The 15,158-nt window shown below is 68.6% G+C and carries 12 protein-coding genes; 11 read left to right on the top strand and 1 reads right to left on the bottom strand.

Annotation, left to right across the window (positions count from 1 at the left end; translation table 11 throughout):
* Nucleotides 1-52: 52 nt before the first annotated feature.
* The 10 genes from CP977_RS11040 to CP977_RS10995 all read left to right on the top strand — a co-directional run bounded on the left by CP977_RS11040 (nt 53) and on the right by CP977_RS10995 (nt 13,975).
* The gene (locus CP977_RS11040) at nt 53-7,726 is read left to right on the top strand and encodes a golvesin C-terminal-like domain-containing protein (RefSeq protein ID WP_229991677.1); all 7,674 of its coding nucleotides are present in this window, start codon (nt 53-55) and stop codon (nt 7,724-7,726) included.
* Nucleotides 7,727-7,811: 85 nt separating this feature from the next.
* The gene (locus tag CP977_RS11035; RefSeq protein ID WP_152370013.1) at nt 7,812-8,327 is read left to right on the top strand and encodes an SMI1/KNR4 family protein; all 516 of its coding nucleotides are present in this window, start codon (nt 7,812-7,814) and stop codon (nt 8,325-8,327) included.
* Nucleotides 8,324-8,980 carry a signal peptidase I gene (gene lepB, locus CP977_RS11030; protein ID WP_109185880.1) on the top strand — a complete coding sequence of 219 codons (657 nt, stop codon included), beginning with the start codon at nt 8,324-8,326 and terminating at the stop codon, nt 8,978-8,980. Before CP977_RS11035 ends, lepB (CP977_RS11030) begins: the two co-directional genes overlap by 4 nt.
* A 27-nt stretch (nt 8,981-9,007) precedes the next feature.
* Entirely contained in the window at nt 9,008-9,853 is an 846-nt protein-coding gene (locus CP977_RS11025) for an RHS repeat-associated core domain-containing protein (protein ID WP_167538849.1), read from the top strand.
* A 131-nt stretch (nt 9,854-9,984) separates the two neighbouring features.
* Complete coding sequence (locus CP977_RS11020; protein ID WP_152370011.1) at nt 9,985-10,533, top strand: DNA/RNA non-specific endonuclease; 549 nt, start codon at nt 9,985-9,987, stop codon at nt 10,531-10,533.
* 30 nt (nt 10,534-10,563) lie between these two features.
* The gene (locus CP977_RS11015) at nt 10,564-11,178 is read left to right on the top strand and encodes a hypothetical protein (RefSeq protein ID WP_062755921.1); all 615 of its coding nucleotides are present in this window, start codon (nt 10,564-10,566) and stop codon (nt 11,176-11,178) included.
* Nucleotides 11,179-11,444: 266 nt separating this feature from the next.
* Entirely contained in the window at nt 11,445-12,089 is a 645-nt protein-coding gene (gene lepB, locus CP977_RS11010) for a signal peptidase I (RefSeq protein WP_152370010.1), read from the top strand.
* A gap of 106 nt (nt 12,090-12,195) precedes the next feature.
* Entirely contained in the window at nt 12,196-12,669 is a 474-nt protein-coding gene (locus CP977_RS11005) for a hypothetical protein (RefSeq protein WP_062755926.1), read from the top strand.
* A 78-nt stretch (nt 12,670-12,747) separates the two neighbouring features.
* On the top strand, nt 12,748-13,332 hold the full coding sequence (locus CP977_RS11000; RefSeq protein ID WP_229991665.1) for an RNA polymerase sigma factor: 585 nt from the start codon (nt 12,748-12,750) through the stop codon (nt 13,330-13,332).
* A gap of 4 nt (nt 13,333-13,336) precedes the next feature.
* Entirely contained in the window at nt 13,337-13,975 is a 639-nt protein-coding gene (locus tag CP977_RS10995) for a hypothetical protein (RefSeq protein WP_152370009.1), read from the top strand.
* A 138-nt stretch (nt 13,976-14,113) separates the two neighbouring features.
* On the opposite strand, the gene CP977_RS10990 is transcribed toward CP977_RS10995, so the two are convergent.
* Complete coding sequence (locus CP977_RS10990; RefSeq protein ID WP_062755933.1) at nt 14,114-14,530, bottom strand: organic hydroperoxide resistance protein; 417 nt, start codon at nt 14,528-14,530, stop codon at nt 14,114-14,116.
* A gap of 118 nt (nt 14,531-14,648) precedes the next feature.
* Here CP977_RS10990 and CP977_RS10985 point away from each other — a divergent pair, with 118 nt between their 5' ends.
* On the top strand, nt 14,649-15,152 hold the full coding sequence (locus CP977_RS10985) for a MarR family winged helix-turn-helix transcriptional regulator (RefSeq protein ID WP_152370008.1): 504 nt from the start codon (nt 14,649-14,651) through the stop codon (nt 15,150-15,152).
* Nucleotides 15,153-15,158 lie beyond the last annotated feature (6 nt).

Below are 15,158 nucleotides of genomic sequence, written 5' to 3'. Positions count from 1 at the left end.
CATCGACCCGACGATCACGATCACGCCGATCGCCTCGGTCTCCGAGGACACGATGGTCCTGTCGGACCAGCCCGGGGTGAACTTCAACAACACCTGGAAGCTGTCGGTCGGCAAGACCGACACCGGCATCGCCCGCTCCCTGATCAAGTTCCCGCTGAACGAGATCCCGGCGGGGGTGAAGGTCGACGCGGCCCGGCTGAGTCTGTACTACGACCAGTCGCACACCACCAACGGCAACACGGTCGCCCTGGAGGCGCACCGGGCCACCGGAGCGTGGAACGAGGCGGGCGCGACCTGGACCAACACCAGCGCCCTGGTGGGCGAGCTGTCCGGCACCACGGTGCAGCTGGACGACGGGGACGCCGGCACGGCGGCGGTCGGCGAGTGGCCGCGGGGCACCACGACCGGCGGTGCGGCGACCAACGACGACTACGCGTACAACAAGAACGCGCTCACGGGCGAGTCGTACGCCTGGCAGCCGAGGGTCCCGGAGACCGACACCTACCGGGTGGACGTGCACCACCCGGCCGCGTCGGACGCGGCCACGGCCGCCCCGTACACGGTCACCCACAACGGCGGCACCAAGAACTACACGGTCAACCAGACCGGCACCGGCGGGGTCTGGAAGACCCTGGACGCGGCGGAGCTGAGCTTCGCCAAGGGGACTGCCGGGAAGATCGTCCTCGGTGACACGGGCTCGTCCACGACCCGCGCGCTGGCCGACTCGGTCCGCCTGGTGAACCCCGCCGCGATCACCAAGGCCGCCTGGGACTACAACAAGTGGCACGACTTCCCGGTCGCCGACACGGTCCAGAAGTGGGTCTCGGGCACGGCCGCCAACCACGGCTTCGTGCTCAAGGCCAAGGACGAGACGGCCACCGCCCCGACCGGCGGCCCGCGCTACGAGGCCGCCGACGGCAACGCCTACGGCGGCGAGACGTCCACGTATCCGCGCCTGACCGTGACCTACGGGGCGGTCGGCACGTCGCTGAACTCGCCGACCGTGGTCCATTCCACCGGCCCTGAGCTCTCCTGGCCGGCGTACACCAACGGCAGCGGTGACACCGGCCTGGACATCGTGGAGTACCAGCTGCACCGCTCCACGCAGCAGGCCTTCACCCCGTCCGCCGCGACCCTGATCGCCCCGATCCCGACGGGCACGACGGCGTACACGGACACCACGGCGGTGCCGACCCCCGACTCCAGCAGCGCCGAGATCGGGAAGTCGTACTACTACCAGCTCGCGGTCAAGACGAAGAACGGGCAGCTCCTCGGCTCGCCGACCCGGATCGTGGGCATCCCCAAGGCCGGCCGGACGATGAGGATCATCCAGGCCGGGCAGGTCGACACCACGCTCTCCTCGCAGCAGCCGACCGCCAACCACGACGGCCTGGTCTCCGGCAAGGCACAGACCTGGCTGAGCGTCGGCAACAACTCCGGCACGTACGGCAAGACCCGCGCCGCCCTGAAGTTCCCCACCACATCCATCCCCACCACCGCCACGGTGCTGGAGAACAAGATGTACATGTGGGGCGCGGAGACCACCAGCACCACCAACGGCGCCATCTACGAACTCCATTCCCTGACCCGGGACTTCACCGAGACCCAGGCCACGTGGAACAACGCGAACTCCACGACCCCGTGGACCACCGCCGGCGGTGACTTCTCCGCCGCCGTCTCCGACACCGTCCCGCAGATCACCGACGAGGTCGGCCGCCACTGGTGGGACGCCACCGGACTCATGCAGTCCTGGGTCAAGACCCCCACCACCAACAAGGGCGTCCTGGTCAAGCTGAAGGACGAGACCACCACCGGCCCGCAGGAACGCACCCTGTTCCTGTCGGCCGAGGCCTCGGACCCGCAGCTACGCCCGTACATGCAGGTCATCTACGTCGACGCGACCACCGAGGACACGTACTACGCGCCGACCACCCCGTCCCGGATGACCCCGAACTCGCAGTACACGGTCGAGTTCACGGTCACCAACACCACCGCCACGGCGTGGGCCGCCGGTGAGCGTCAGCTGTCCTACACCTGGAAGCTCCCCGACGGCACGGACGTGACGACGGGTGGCAACCAGCTCTCCACCGCGATCCCGGCCCTGCTGCCGGGCAAGTCGGCGACGATCCAGGCACAGGTCAAGACGCCGATCAACTCCGACAACGGCAACAAGCGCAACGAGTACGTGCTCGGCTGGGACGTCCGCAAGATCGCCGACGGAACCTGGCTCTCCGCCGGCACCGGCGGCATCCCCTCGCTGAAGCAGAACATCGCGGTGGAGGACCCCACCTCCAACACGCTGGGCATGGAGAAGTTCTACGCCTACACCGGCAAGAACACCGGCGCCGGTTCGAACTTCATGAACAACCTGGCGTCCGGCAACGGCGTATGGCAGTACAACGCGATCACCAACCCCGGCCGCGGACTGAGCACCTTCGCCCGCTTCGCCTACAACAGCCAGGACACCTCGGACACGGTCGCCGGCCACGGCTGGTCGTTCCAGCTCTCGGGCCCCGTCCGGCTCGGCGCGCCGCTGGACTTCCACCCCAACCCCAACCCGACCGAGATCCGCCTCCCGGACGGCGACGGCACCACGCACGTCTTCCGCAAGCAGGCCGACGGCACCTGGAAGGCCCCCGCCGGCGTCCACTACAAGGCCACCATGAAGGCCGGCCTGGACTGCAAGCCCACCAAGGACCCGGTCCCCGACGCCTGGACGCTGACCCGCCCGGACGGCACGCGTTTCCTCTTCGGCTGCGACGGCTACCTGACGTCCACCGTCGACAAGAACGGCAACACGCAGACGTTCACCTACGAGGAGCGCAAGTCCAACAACAAGCCGACCAAGTTCCTCAAGTACATCAACGACCCGGCCGGCCGGCAGATCCTCACCGTCGACTACTGGACCAAGGGCCAGTCCGGCTACCAGTACGTCAATGACTCCGGCGTACTCACCACCGACGCCGGTGCGCTGAACAACTCGAAGATCTACGACCACATCCGCTCGGTGACCGATGTCTCCGGCCGGAAGATCGAGTTCCACTACACCGCCAAGGGCCTGCTCGGGCAACTCACCGACGGTGTGGGTTCGACACAGCCGAAGGTGTTCAAGTTCACCTACGACGCCACGCAGGGCAACAAGAACGTCAAGCTCGTCAAGGCCACCGACCCCCGCGGGAACAGCACGCAGTTCGCGTACTACGCACCGCAGGCCGGTGACGACCCGAAGTACCACTGGTGGACCAAGACGATCACCGACCGTCTCGGGTTCCTCACCGGCTTCGCGTACAAGACGAACACGGCGAATCCCGAGTTCACCGACACCAAGGTCACCGACGCCGAGGCACACGCCACGGACTACGTGACGGACGACTTCGGCCGCCCGGTCCAGACGACCAACGCCAAGTCCCAGGTCGCCAAGATGTCGTGGGACGCCGACAATAACGTCACGTATGCGGAGGAGGCCAACGGGGCCAAATCCGCGTACTGCTACGACCAGAAGACGGGCTACCCCCTCTGGTCGCGCGATGCGGAGAACAACAAGGGCGGTGTCCCGCCGTCCTCGGACTGCGCCCCGGGCACCTACCCGGCGAACTCGCAGCAGTACAGCTACCAGACCCGCCTGGACGGCTTCTCCGCCGACCTGCTCACCAAGACCTCGCCCGAGGGCCGCAAGTGGCAGTTCGGCTATGACTCGTTCGGCAACCTGAAGACGGTCACCGACCCCAAGGGCGTCGCGACCACGACAGCGGGCGACTACACCACCACGTACGAATACGACGCGTACGGTCAGCTGACCAAGGCGATCGACGCCAACGGCAACCCGACGACCAACAGCGAGTTCGGTCCGACCGGCTACCCGGCCACGATCACCGACGCCTTGGGCAAGGCCTCGTCGTTCGTCTACGACGAGCGCGGTCAGGTCCGCGAGACCGTTGACGCGCTGGGCAAGAAGACCACGCAGACGTACGACACCTTCGGGCGTCCGCTGACCAAGGTCGTGCCGAAGGACCAGGCGGCCGGAGACCTCATCACGTTGTCGGCGCCGGAGTACGACGCCAACGACAATGTCACCAAGGCGACCGCGCCCAACGGCGCCGTCTCGACCGCGGTCTTCGACGCGGCCGACCAGATCGCCTCGGACACCGTGCCGAAGGACACGGCCACCTCCGCCGAGCGGAAGACGGTCTACACCTACGACAAGGTCGGCAACCTCCGGACGAAGACCGAACCCAAGGGCGTACTCACCACGGGCGACGCCACCGATCACGTCATCACCAACACGTTCGACGAGATCTACCAGCTGACCTCGGTGGTGAACTCCGCGCAGCAGAAGATCTCGTACGAGTACGACAACGTCGGCAACGTCGTCCGGATCGTCGATCCGAAGAGGAACGCCACCGCGGACACGACCGACTACCTGTCCAGGACCGCCTACGACCTGAACCACCGGGTCACCACGGTCACGGACCCCGTCGGCAAGTCCGTCACGACGACCTACGACAAGGACTCCCTGGTCATCCAGACCAAGGACGCCGAGGGCAACATCACCTACGTCGACTACGACGAGCGAGGGAAACAGAAGGAGGTCCGGACCCCCTACGAGGGGACCACGTTCCGCAAGACCCAGTACGAGTACGACCAGGTCGGCAACACCACCAAGGTCGTCTCCCCCCGTGGCGCGGCCACGGCCACCGCCGACGACTTCACCTCGCGCACCGAGTACGACGCGCTGAACCGTCCGGTCAAGCAGTACCAGCCGTACGACCCGGCGGACTCCCGCTACAACGACCCCAACGTCTACACGCAGACCGTGTACGACGCCGTGGGTCGCGTGACGAAGAGGTCGATGCCCCCGTCGGAGGGCCAGACGGTCCGCAACGACACGGTCATCGAGTACTTCGACAACGGCTGGACGCGGAGGTCCACCGACCCGTGGGACATCACGACCACGTACGACTACACCGAGCTCGGGCAGCAGAAGGCCCGCACGCTGACGTCGGCGGGCGGCTCCTCCGACCGCACCATGACCTGGTCGTACTACCCCGACGGCAAGCTCAAGTCCAAGGCGGACGACGGCGTGCCGGTGGGCAAGTCGGTGGTCCTGGTGGACAACTCCGACAGCCAGCACACCTCGGCCACCGGTACGTGGGCCAAGGGCGACATCACCGGGCAGCAGGGCTACGACCACCGCACGCACGCGGCCGGCACGGGCACGGATGCCTTCACGTGGACGCTCAACGTTCCCAAGGACGGCACGTACACCGCGTACGTGAAGTACCCGAAGGTGACGGGCGCCGTGACCACGGCGAGGTACACGCTGTCGCAGGGTGCCACCACGCATCCCGCGGTGACCAAGGACCAGAACGCCGCGACCGGCACCTGGGTCCAGCTCGGCTCGTACACCCTCAGGCAGGGCAACGACGCCAAGCTGAAGCTCGAGCAGAACAGCGGCGGCATCGTGGTCGCCGACGGCGTGAAGCTGGTGCGCGACACGTCCGGCGAGACTGACTCCGAAAAGAAGTCCTTCGCCTACGCCTACGACGTGAACGGCAACCTGACCTCGATCGACGACACCTCGTCGGGCGCCGAGGTCGACGCCTACACCATGGTCTACAGCGGCCTGAACCAGGTCGCCAAGGTCACCGAAGCGCTCGCCGGGACGGAGAAGAAGTCCACGTCGTACACGTACGACGCCAACGGCAAGCCGGAGACCGTCACCCACCCCGATCAATTCTCCAAGTACACCTACGACCTTCGGGATCTGGTCAGGACAACCTCGGTCGGCAAGTCGTCCACGGACGCCTCGCCGAAGGTGACCTCGTACACGTACACCGACCGTGGCCTGAAGCTCCAGGAGACCAAGAACAACAAGAACACGGTCGACTACACCTACTACCTCGACGGCGCCGTCAAGACGAGCGTCGAGAAGAAGCCGAACGGCACCCTTGTCTCCTCGCACACCTACGCCTACGACCCCAACGGGAACAAGGCGCAGGACGTCGCGAAGAAGATGAACGCCGACAGCACCTCGGCCTATCTCGAGTCGACCACCGACTACACCTACGACCCCGCGAACCGGCTCGCCAAGTCGGTCAAGACCGGTAACGGTGCGGGCACCGAGACGTACGTCCACGACGACAACGCCAACGTCGTCAGCCAGACGGTCAAGGGAACGTCCACGACGTACACCTACGACCGCAACCGGCTGGTCTCCGCGACCGCCGGCGGTTCGGCGGCCACGTACAACTACGACCCGTTCGGCCGTCAGGAGTCCGTCACCGGCGGTGGCCAGGTCATCGAACGCTCGGTGTACGACGGCTTCGACCATGTCGTCGAGTCCCAGAAGAGGGACGACGCGGGCTCGCTGAAGTCCACCACGTACACCTTCGACCCGCTCGACCGCACGGCGTCCAAGACGGCCGACGGCAAGACCACCGACTTCACCTACCTCGGTCTGTCGTCCGAGGTGCTCAGTGAAGAAGTCGTCGGCGAGCTGACGAAGTCGTACCAGTACAGCCCGTGGGGCGAGCGTCTTTCCCAGGTCAAGCACAACACCGACGGCACCGGCGAGGACGGCTACTACGGCTACAACTCGCACACCGACGTCGAGACGCTGACCGACAAGGACGGCAACGCCAAGGCCACCTACGGCTACACCGCCTACGGGTCGAACGACGAATCCGAGTTCACCGGTATCGACAAGCCCGACGCCGGCGACCCGACCAAGGAGACCTACAACCCCTACCGCTACAACTCGAAGCGGTGGGACTCCCACGCCGGCACCTACGACATGGGCTTCCGGGACTACAACCCCGGTCTCAACCGGTTCACCAGCCGGGACATGTACAACGGTGCTCTCGCGGACATGGGGCTCGGTTCCGATCCGTACACCGGAAACCGTTACGCCTTCACCGGCGGAAACCCCACGAGCTTCGTCGAGCTGGACGGCCACATATTCGGCTGTGACTGGTGCGGCGACATCCTCGACACGATGGAGAACGTCGCCACCGCCGGTGTGAAGAAGGCGGGGGGCGGCTGGAAGACCGTCGCTGACACCTTCCTCACGGGAATCGGCTGGTACAACGAGACGGCCCCCAACGGGTACGAGTCCGAGTACACGGGCAACCGCAGCAAGGGACGGCTCGTCGAGCCCGACGGGCAGTGGGACTGGGTCGGGGGAGACACGCTTTTCCCGTTCCAGCAGGAATACTGCGAAGACGACGAAAGCGTGGTCTTCTATCAGGCTCTCGACAAGTACGACCGGGCACAGGGAGCGCGGGCCTGCCTCAACTCCGGCGACTTCGGCTGGGAGAGCGGAGCGGACAAGGCCGTCAAGGGAAATCCTGGCTCCATGATCCAGGGAACCCAGGTCCCGCGGCCCATGCGGAACTTCCCCGAGACAGTGACCCCTGGTTTCAAGCCCGGTGACGACATGAACCGCGGTCACCTGTTGGGAAACCAGCTGGGTGGTAGCGGTACCGAGATGCGGAACCTCGTCAGCCTGTACGCGACGCCCAATCAGACTGTGATGGCGCCGTACGAGAACCAGGTGGCCGCCATGGTGGCCAAGGGGCAGACGGTCTACTACGAGGTGACCGCCAACTACACGGGGAAGAACGCCATCCCCGACAGCCTGACCATCAAGTGGCTGAACCTGGACACGGGAGAAATGCCACGCGATCCCATCACGATCTGGAACACGCCTTCGGGGCTCAAGCCGTAGGTCGGTAAGCTGGATCATCGGAGGTGCAGGCGGACATCGATCCCGATGTCCGCCTGCACCTCGCCCTTCTGTGAAAGGTCTTTGCATGTGGGTGCAACGTCTACTCGAATTCACCGGCTGGGAGCCGTCGGCGCACTCCGTCGACTGGGCAGCGGCAGAGGAGGAGCTTCGCATTCCTCTGCCGACGGACTTCAAGCAACTGTGTGAAGTTTTCGGCGGGGGAACCTTCAGTGACTCCATCGCTTTTTACGGCAGGACGGCGGGGTTTCGTTTCAATTTTGTCCTGCCGTGGCAAGCGCCCCTTCCTCCTCTTCCTGCCGAGATCGGTCAGTACCAGAAGTACACACCGGGCGGAAAAGGGTACATCAAATGGGCATCGTCGGAATGGGGCGCTGAATACTGCTGGCTTGTCGACGCACAGCAGCCCGGTACATACCCTGTCCTCGCGCGGGGCGAAGCCGGCGAATGGTGCGAGTACGACATGTCGACTTCGGAATTTCTCTACAGGGTCCTGGCGGACAAGGATTTCCAACCGTTCGGCATCGCTCAGTACGGCCTCGACCCGACCTTCCAGCCCGGCCCCGAGGCTGACGGGAGATGAGGAGGGTGTCGACGCAGCAGCAAAGCGCGGGCCGCGGACTGGGAATCGCCGCATGGGTGCTGGTTCCTCTGGGGCTGGTCCTGGTGCTGGGCGCCGTGGGAGGGATCGTGCGCGGCGGTGGCCTGGAAGGAGAGCGGATCACTGTCGGGGGCGACGCGATGCGACCCACGTACAGTCCTGGCGAGCGGCTGACCGTCCTGCGGGTCGGTGAAGGGGAGATACGCCGGGGCGACGTCGTCCTCGTCGGTGTGCCCGGTCGGTACGGGAACGCGCCGGTCCTGCAGCGGGTGATCGGCCTGGGCGGGGATCGCGTGGAGTCCCGTGACGGTGTGCGGGTCGCGGTGAACGGCAAGCGGATCGACGAGCCGTACGTGATGCGTGACCCGCTCGGTTCGGCAGGCGCACCCTACGACGTGACCGTGCCGGAGGGGCGCTTGTTCCTGCTGGGCGACAACCGGCCCGTCGCGAACGACTCGCGCTCCTTCCTCGACGAGCAGTCGGGCAGCGTCGCGGCCTCCGACGTGCGCGGCCGTGTCCGAGCCGAAGGGGCCGTGCCGCTGGCGCTGTGGGCACTGGCGGCCTTCGGAGCCCTGCTCGCACTGGTCGGGATCGGATCGGGAGTCCGGGGGTATACGACCAGGCGGCGCCCCTGACGTGGTGGTGACGACATGGTCCGTGGCTTGGCCCGGATCTTGCGGGAGGGTCCGCCGACGGAGGCGGGCGGTGTCGCCTCGACGTACAACTACGACCCGCTGGGCCGCCTGGACACGGTCTCGTCCAACGGCTCGACGCAGGAGAAGTACACCTACGACGGTTTCGACCGGATCGCCAGGCACACGGCGGGTACGGACGCGGCCGCGAAGTCGACGACGTACGTGTACGACGCCTTCGACCGCACGGCGCAGCAGACCACGTCCGGGACGAACGGGAAGACGACGCTCTTCACCTACCTGGGCATGGAGTCCAAGGTGCTGCGGGAGGAGGTCGCCGGCAAGGCGACCAAGTCCTACCAGTACAGCCCGTGGGGCCAGAAGCTCACGCAGATCAAGCACAAGGACACCGGTCCGCACGAGTACTCGCAGTACCTCTACCACCCGAAGGGCGACGTCGAGGCGGTCACGAAGGAGGACGGCGGCACCCGGGCGGCGTACGGCTACACGGCCTACGGCTCGGACGACGACGCGAAGTTCACCGGCGCGGACAAGCCGGACGCGGCGAACCCGGACAAGGAGTCGTACAACGCCTACCGGTACAACGCGCACCGGTACGACGATGGTTCGGGCACGTACGACATGGGCTTCCGCAACTACAGCCCGGGCCTGAACCGCTTCCTGACCCGTGACATGTGCGGCGGCGCCCTGGACGGCATGTCCCTGGCCACCGACCCCTACACCGGCAACCGTTACGCCTTCGCCGGCGGCAACCCCATCTCCTTCGTGGAGCTGGACGGCCACCTGTTCGGCGCCGCACTGTCGATGGCTGCGGCCATCCACGGCGTAGGCACGGCAGCCTCGGCGACGCGCTGATCTCCACCGCTCGTGGCATCAACGGCGCCATCGACCGGGCCAGGCAGCCGAAGCCGAAGTTCAGGCCCGCGTCCGAGGACGAGGACGAGGACAGCAACAAGTGCGGGGCCGGCTGGGTCCGGCACGGCGACGTGGACAAGAAGAACGGCAGCCGCGCTACCGGCATGACCTCCTGCCTCACTAAGGACTACGTGGACTCGCACCCGGGTTCGGAGACGGACACCCGGGTGTTCACGCCTCCGGGGTATCGGTGGGCACAGCGCACCGCCGGCTTCCTCGGCGCGCGTCCGACCCGGGAGAACATCAACGCCTGCCACCTCCTCGCCGACCGACTGACCGGCTCGGGCACGGACCCGCGGAACCTCGCCGCGTGCGCCCGCGGAGCCGACGCCAAGCAGCTCGGTTCCCGGCAGGGCGACGACGACATGGCCAAGCACGAGACGGACATCGCCGCGGCCGCGCAGGCGGGGCAGGACGTCTACTACTCGGTGACCCCTCGCTACAGTGGCCGCCGGACCGTACCCACCGGATTCGCCATCCACGCACAGGGGACGAACCTGGATGGGAGTGCTGGAATATCCATCAGCACTTTCATTCCCAGCCCCCTGGCCGGCCGCAACCTCGGCATGTTCAATGACCCGGCTACCGGTCGGCAGGTACCGACGGGGTCGATGGGATGACGCCGACCGGAAGGAGAAGGGGGCACCGAGATGACTGATCTGGAGACGCTGCGGCGGCTCATGCCGCCGAAGGCGGCACCCGATACGTCCGTCGACTGGGCTCGTATGAGCGAGTCGTGGGGCACGGAGTTCCCGCCCGACTACCGCGTGTTCATGGAGGTGTGGGGGCCCGGCGCAATCGACAACTTCTTCCAGGTTCAGGTCCCTGAGCCGAAGACGGAGGAGCTGTCGTCGCCCTACGGCGGCATGCTCGTGGAGACGCTCACGGCCGAGGACGTGTGGGTGAGCTTCAAGAAGGAGCCCGAACTGGAAGGGGCGCGGCCTCGGCTGATCGCCTGGGGTTCCGACGCGGCGGCGGACATCGTCTGCTGGGACGCCTCCGGCGACGACCCGTCCGCGTGGCCGGTGCTCGTCTACCACCGGGGCAAGGGCATCTGGCAGCGCCATGACTGCGGGATGGTCGAGTTCCTCGTCCGCGTCCTGCGGGCGGAGTTCCCGGCGAACCCCCTGAGCGACCTCTCGCTCTGGGGCAGGCATCCGGCGCTCTTCCTGAGCGAGAGCGAGGAGGAGCGCCTGCTGGAGCAGGGGCTGGACCCGTGGGCCGTCCCACGCGCCCGCACCCCGCGCCGGTCCCGCGTGCAGTAGCCGCACCAGGCGCACCGGCCCGGTCGACGCGGTCTGATTCCGTCTGCCCGCGCGGAGATAGGGTGCGACTGCTTCCGGCCGGCGTACGCGGAGGAAGCCCTGTCCACCCGGTCGATCGTTCCCCGGGGGAACCCGTACTCACGGCACGAGGAGAGCATGTCGACTTCCGAGTTCGTCCACCGCGTCCTGGCAGACCCGGACTGCGAACCCTTCTCCACCGCGTGTTCGGCGCCGGAGCCGGGCTTCCGCACGATCGGCCCGGTGTCATGACGGGGAGGACTCGACTGCGGCGCGTGGGGCGGACAGTGGGTGTCGTGGGGCTGGCCGCTGCCGTCGGCTCGATCGCACTTCTCGGTACCGGGTACACGGCGGTCGCCGTTCAAGGCGATGCCATGAACCCGACGTACCCGCAGGGGGCGCGCGCCTTCTTCGAGCGCATCGATCCGGTGGAGGTCGGGCGGGGCGATGTCGTACTCCACCGGATGGAGGACGGCCACGAGAGCAGGCCGGCGCTGCGTCGAGTGATCGGCATCGGGGGTGACCACGTCCGTCAAAGCCCCGGCGGGCCGGTGACGGTGAACGGCGAGCCGCTGTCGGAGCCGTACGTGAAGGACGGCGGTCCGTCCGGGACGACCCTCGCCTACGACGTGACGGTCCCCGAGGGGAGGCTGTTCCTGCTCGGTGACCACCGCGCGAACTCCAACGACTCCCGCTTCTCGCTCGACACGCGGTCCGGCAGCGTCGCGGCCACCACGGTCCAGGCGCGGGCCCTGGACGACCACACGGGGCTGCTCCTGCTGGTCCTGACGGCGTTGCTCGGTGTGCTCGGCGCCCTCGCCGGCCTGGTCGCGGAGATCGTCGGCCGGGTCGGGCGGGTGAGCCCGCCCCCGCCCCGCCACCATGCTCTGTGAGCAGCGTCACTCGTCCGCCCCGTGATGATCCGCGCACGGGATCCGCTTGATCATCCGGTGGCTCCGCCAGGTCCCACCGTGACGTGTCGAGGGGCAGGGGACGGGAATGGACAGCGGGGAACAGACGCCGCGGGCGACCGGGATGAGGCGGTGCGCGGCCGAGTTCGCCGACGGCGTCACCGCCAGGACGCGCCTGCCGCTGGACTACGGCGTGGCGAGCCTCGGCGTCGTCGACCGGATCATCGACGGCCTGCGGCGCGGCGGCGCCCGGCGCCAGGACGTGGACGGCCCCCTGCTCGGCCTCGGCGCGTACGTGGGCGAGGTGCTGGTGCGTCAGGCCGGTGCGGAGTGGGTGGACCTGGCGCCGGGCCACCCGCTCCGCCCGGTCTTCGGGCATCCCGTCGCCGTGCGGATGCCGGACGGCAGGCTGTGGAATCCCCTCGGCCGCACCGTGAACCGTTTCGAGATCGGCCCCCAGGAGTCCCTCCGGACCTACTTCCTCACCCTGCACGGACGCCGGCCGGTGCGGCCGGTCCGCCGGGACTGTCCCTCGGACGGGCGGGCGACGAGCCTGTGCTGACGGTTTGACAGGATGGCACCTTTCGGTCCGGGGGCACGGCCGGAACGTCCCGACGGAACCGGCTGGGAAGAGGAACGTGTGAGCGAGGGGGCTGGCGGCCGCGGGCCCTCGGCGACCCGCGACGCGGAACTCGGCTCCGCCGTGGAACGGGCGCGAGGGGGCGACGAGGAGGCGTTCGCCGTCGCGTACCGCATGGTGTACCCCGGCCTGCTCGGCTACGTACGGGGCCTCGTCGGCGCCGACGCCGAGGACGTGGCCGCCGAGGCGTGGCTGGAGATAGCCCGCGACCTCGGCCGGTTCCGCGGCGACGGCGCCGGGTTCCGCGGCTGGACCGCGGTCATCGCCCGGAACCGGGCCCTCGACCACCTGCGCCGCGAACGCTCCCGCCCCCGCCCCGCCCCGATCGAACAGGACGTCCTCGATCTGCCCGCCGCCGCGGACACCTCCGGCGAAGCGCTGGACGCGCTGTCGACGGACCGGGCGCTCGCGCTGGTCAAGGGCCTGCCGAGGGACCAGGCCGAGGCCGTTCTCCTCCGGGTCGTCCTCGGTCTCGACGGGCCGGCCGCCGCCCGCGTACTGGGCAAGAGGCCCGGTGCGGTACGGTCCGCCGCGCACAGGGGACTGAAGCGACTCGCACGGGAACTCGGCCTGAGGGGGAGGTGACGGAATGACGCACGACGACGGACGCGGTGGTGGACGCGATGACGGATGCGGTGACGGCCACGGCGGCGGACACGGCGATGTGGAGGAGGCGCTGCGCGCCGCGCTGACCCGCGGCGCCCGCCCCGAGGTCGAGCCCGCCGCCCTCGCGGCCTTCCGCGCGGCCCGCCGCGCCGCCCCGCCCACCCGCCGCCGGGACGACTGGACCCCCGTCGCCGACCGTCGTCGCGGCGGGCGCCCCCTGCGTGCGGTCCTGGCCGGGCTGTTCGCGAGCGTCACCCTCGGCGGCGTCGCCCTCGCCGCCGGAGACCTGCCCGATCTGCTCGGCGACCGTCCGCTCCCGGCCCCCACCCGTCCCGCGGACCCCACCACCCCCGGTGTTCTTGTTCCCCACCCTCCTCCAGTCCGTCCCGAGCCCCGTCCTCGACCGTCGCGCGCCGTGCCGCCGGAGGCGGAGGAGCCCGACCGGGAGGCACCGGGGAGGGGCGAGGAGAACGGGAACGGTCCGGGGCGGGGCCGGGGCGCCGACCGGGGGACGAAGAACGGGTGGCAGAAGGACGGCAGGACGGCACGTCCCGCCGAGAAGCCGGGGAAGGGCCCGGACCCCGCCGGCTCCACCGGCCCCACCGGCCCCGCACGGCGCTGACCTCCGGCCGCGCCGGAGGAGGCGTTCGGCGGGCCGGGATCGCCGTTCTCGGCGTGGCCGGCGGGGTGGTGGAAGGCTCCGACCGCCCGACCGCCCGACCGCCCGACCGCTCGACCGCTCGACCGCTCGACCGCTCGGCTACTCGACGACGAGCTCGACCTCGATGTTGCCGCGGGTGGCCTTGGAGTACGGGCAGAAGGCGTGGGTCTTCTTCAGGAGGGCCAGGCCCGCCTCGCCCTGGAGGTGGTCGGGGAACTCGGCGCGCATGACGACCGAGAGGCCGAAGCCGCCGTCGGCGGGGTCCTTGCCGATGGAGACCTCGGCGGTGACGGAGGCCTCGGAGACGTCGATCTTCTCCTGGCGGGCTACCACGCCCATGGCGCTGGCGAAGCAGGCCGCGTACCCGGCGGCGAAGAGCTGCTCGGGGTTGGTGCCCTGCCCGTTGCCGCCGAGGGCCTGCGGGTGGGCGAGGGGGAGGTCGATGTGGCCGTCGGAGCTGACGGCGCGGCCTTCGCGGCCGTTGGCGGTGGCGACGGCGGTGTAGATCGCGTCCATGGGGATTCCTCTTCCGTCCGGTTCCTGTCCTGGGGCGTGGTGCCTCTTCATTTGTAGCGCGCGATTTAGTTGTGTGCAACTCAATCGCGCGTGAGGCGGGCTCGCGTATCCTGGAGGCATGGAGACGTCCGACACCCTCCCCGAAGGCCCCGCCGGTCTTTCCGACGGGGACTTCCTCCGCCTCGACCGGCAGATCTGCTTCTCGCTGCACGCGGCGACCCGCGCCTTCAACGGCGTCTACCGCGAGGCCCTCAAGGGGCTCGGACTCACCTACCCCCAGTACCTCGTGATGCTCGTCCTCTGGGAGCACCGCGAGCTCTCCGTGAAGGGGATCGGGGAGCGGGTGCGGCTCGACTCCGGGACCCTGTCGCCGCTGCTCAAACGGCTCGAAGCGGCCGGGCACGTCGAGCGGCGGCGCAGCCCCGAGGACGAGCGGTCCGTCACCGTGCGCCTCACGGAGGCGGGGACCGCGCTGCGGGAGGAGGCCCTCGGCGTGCCGCGCCGGATCGCCGCCGCCACCGGCCTGGACCTCGCGGAACTCGGCGACCTGCGCGAACGGCTCCACGCGCTGGCCGTCCGGCTCGACGCGGTCGACCCGGAGGACCTCTCGGACTGCGGCTGACCTTCC

It is taken from the genome of Streptomyces cinereoruber (assembly GCF_009299385.1).
GTDB lineage: Bacteria > Actinomycetota > Actinomycetes > Streptomycetales > Streptomycetaceae > Streptomyces > Streptomyces bikiniensis.
The sequence above is the reverse complement of the archived record's forward strand: the minus strand, read 5'-3'. Positions and strand labels throughout refer to the sequence as shown.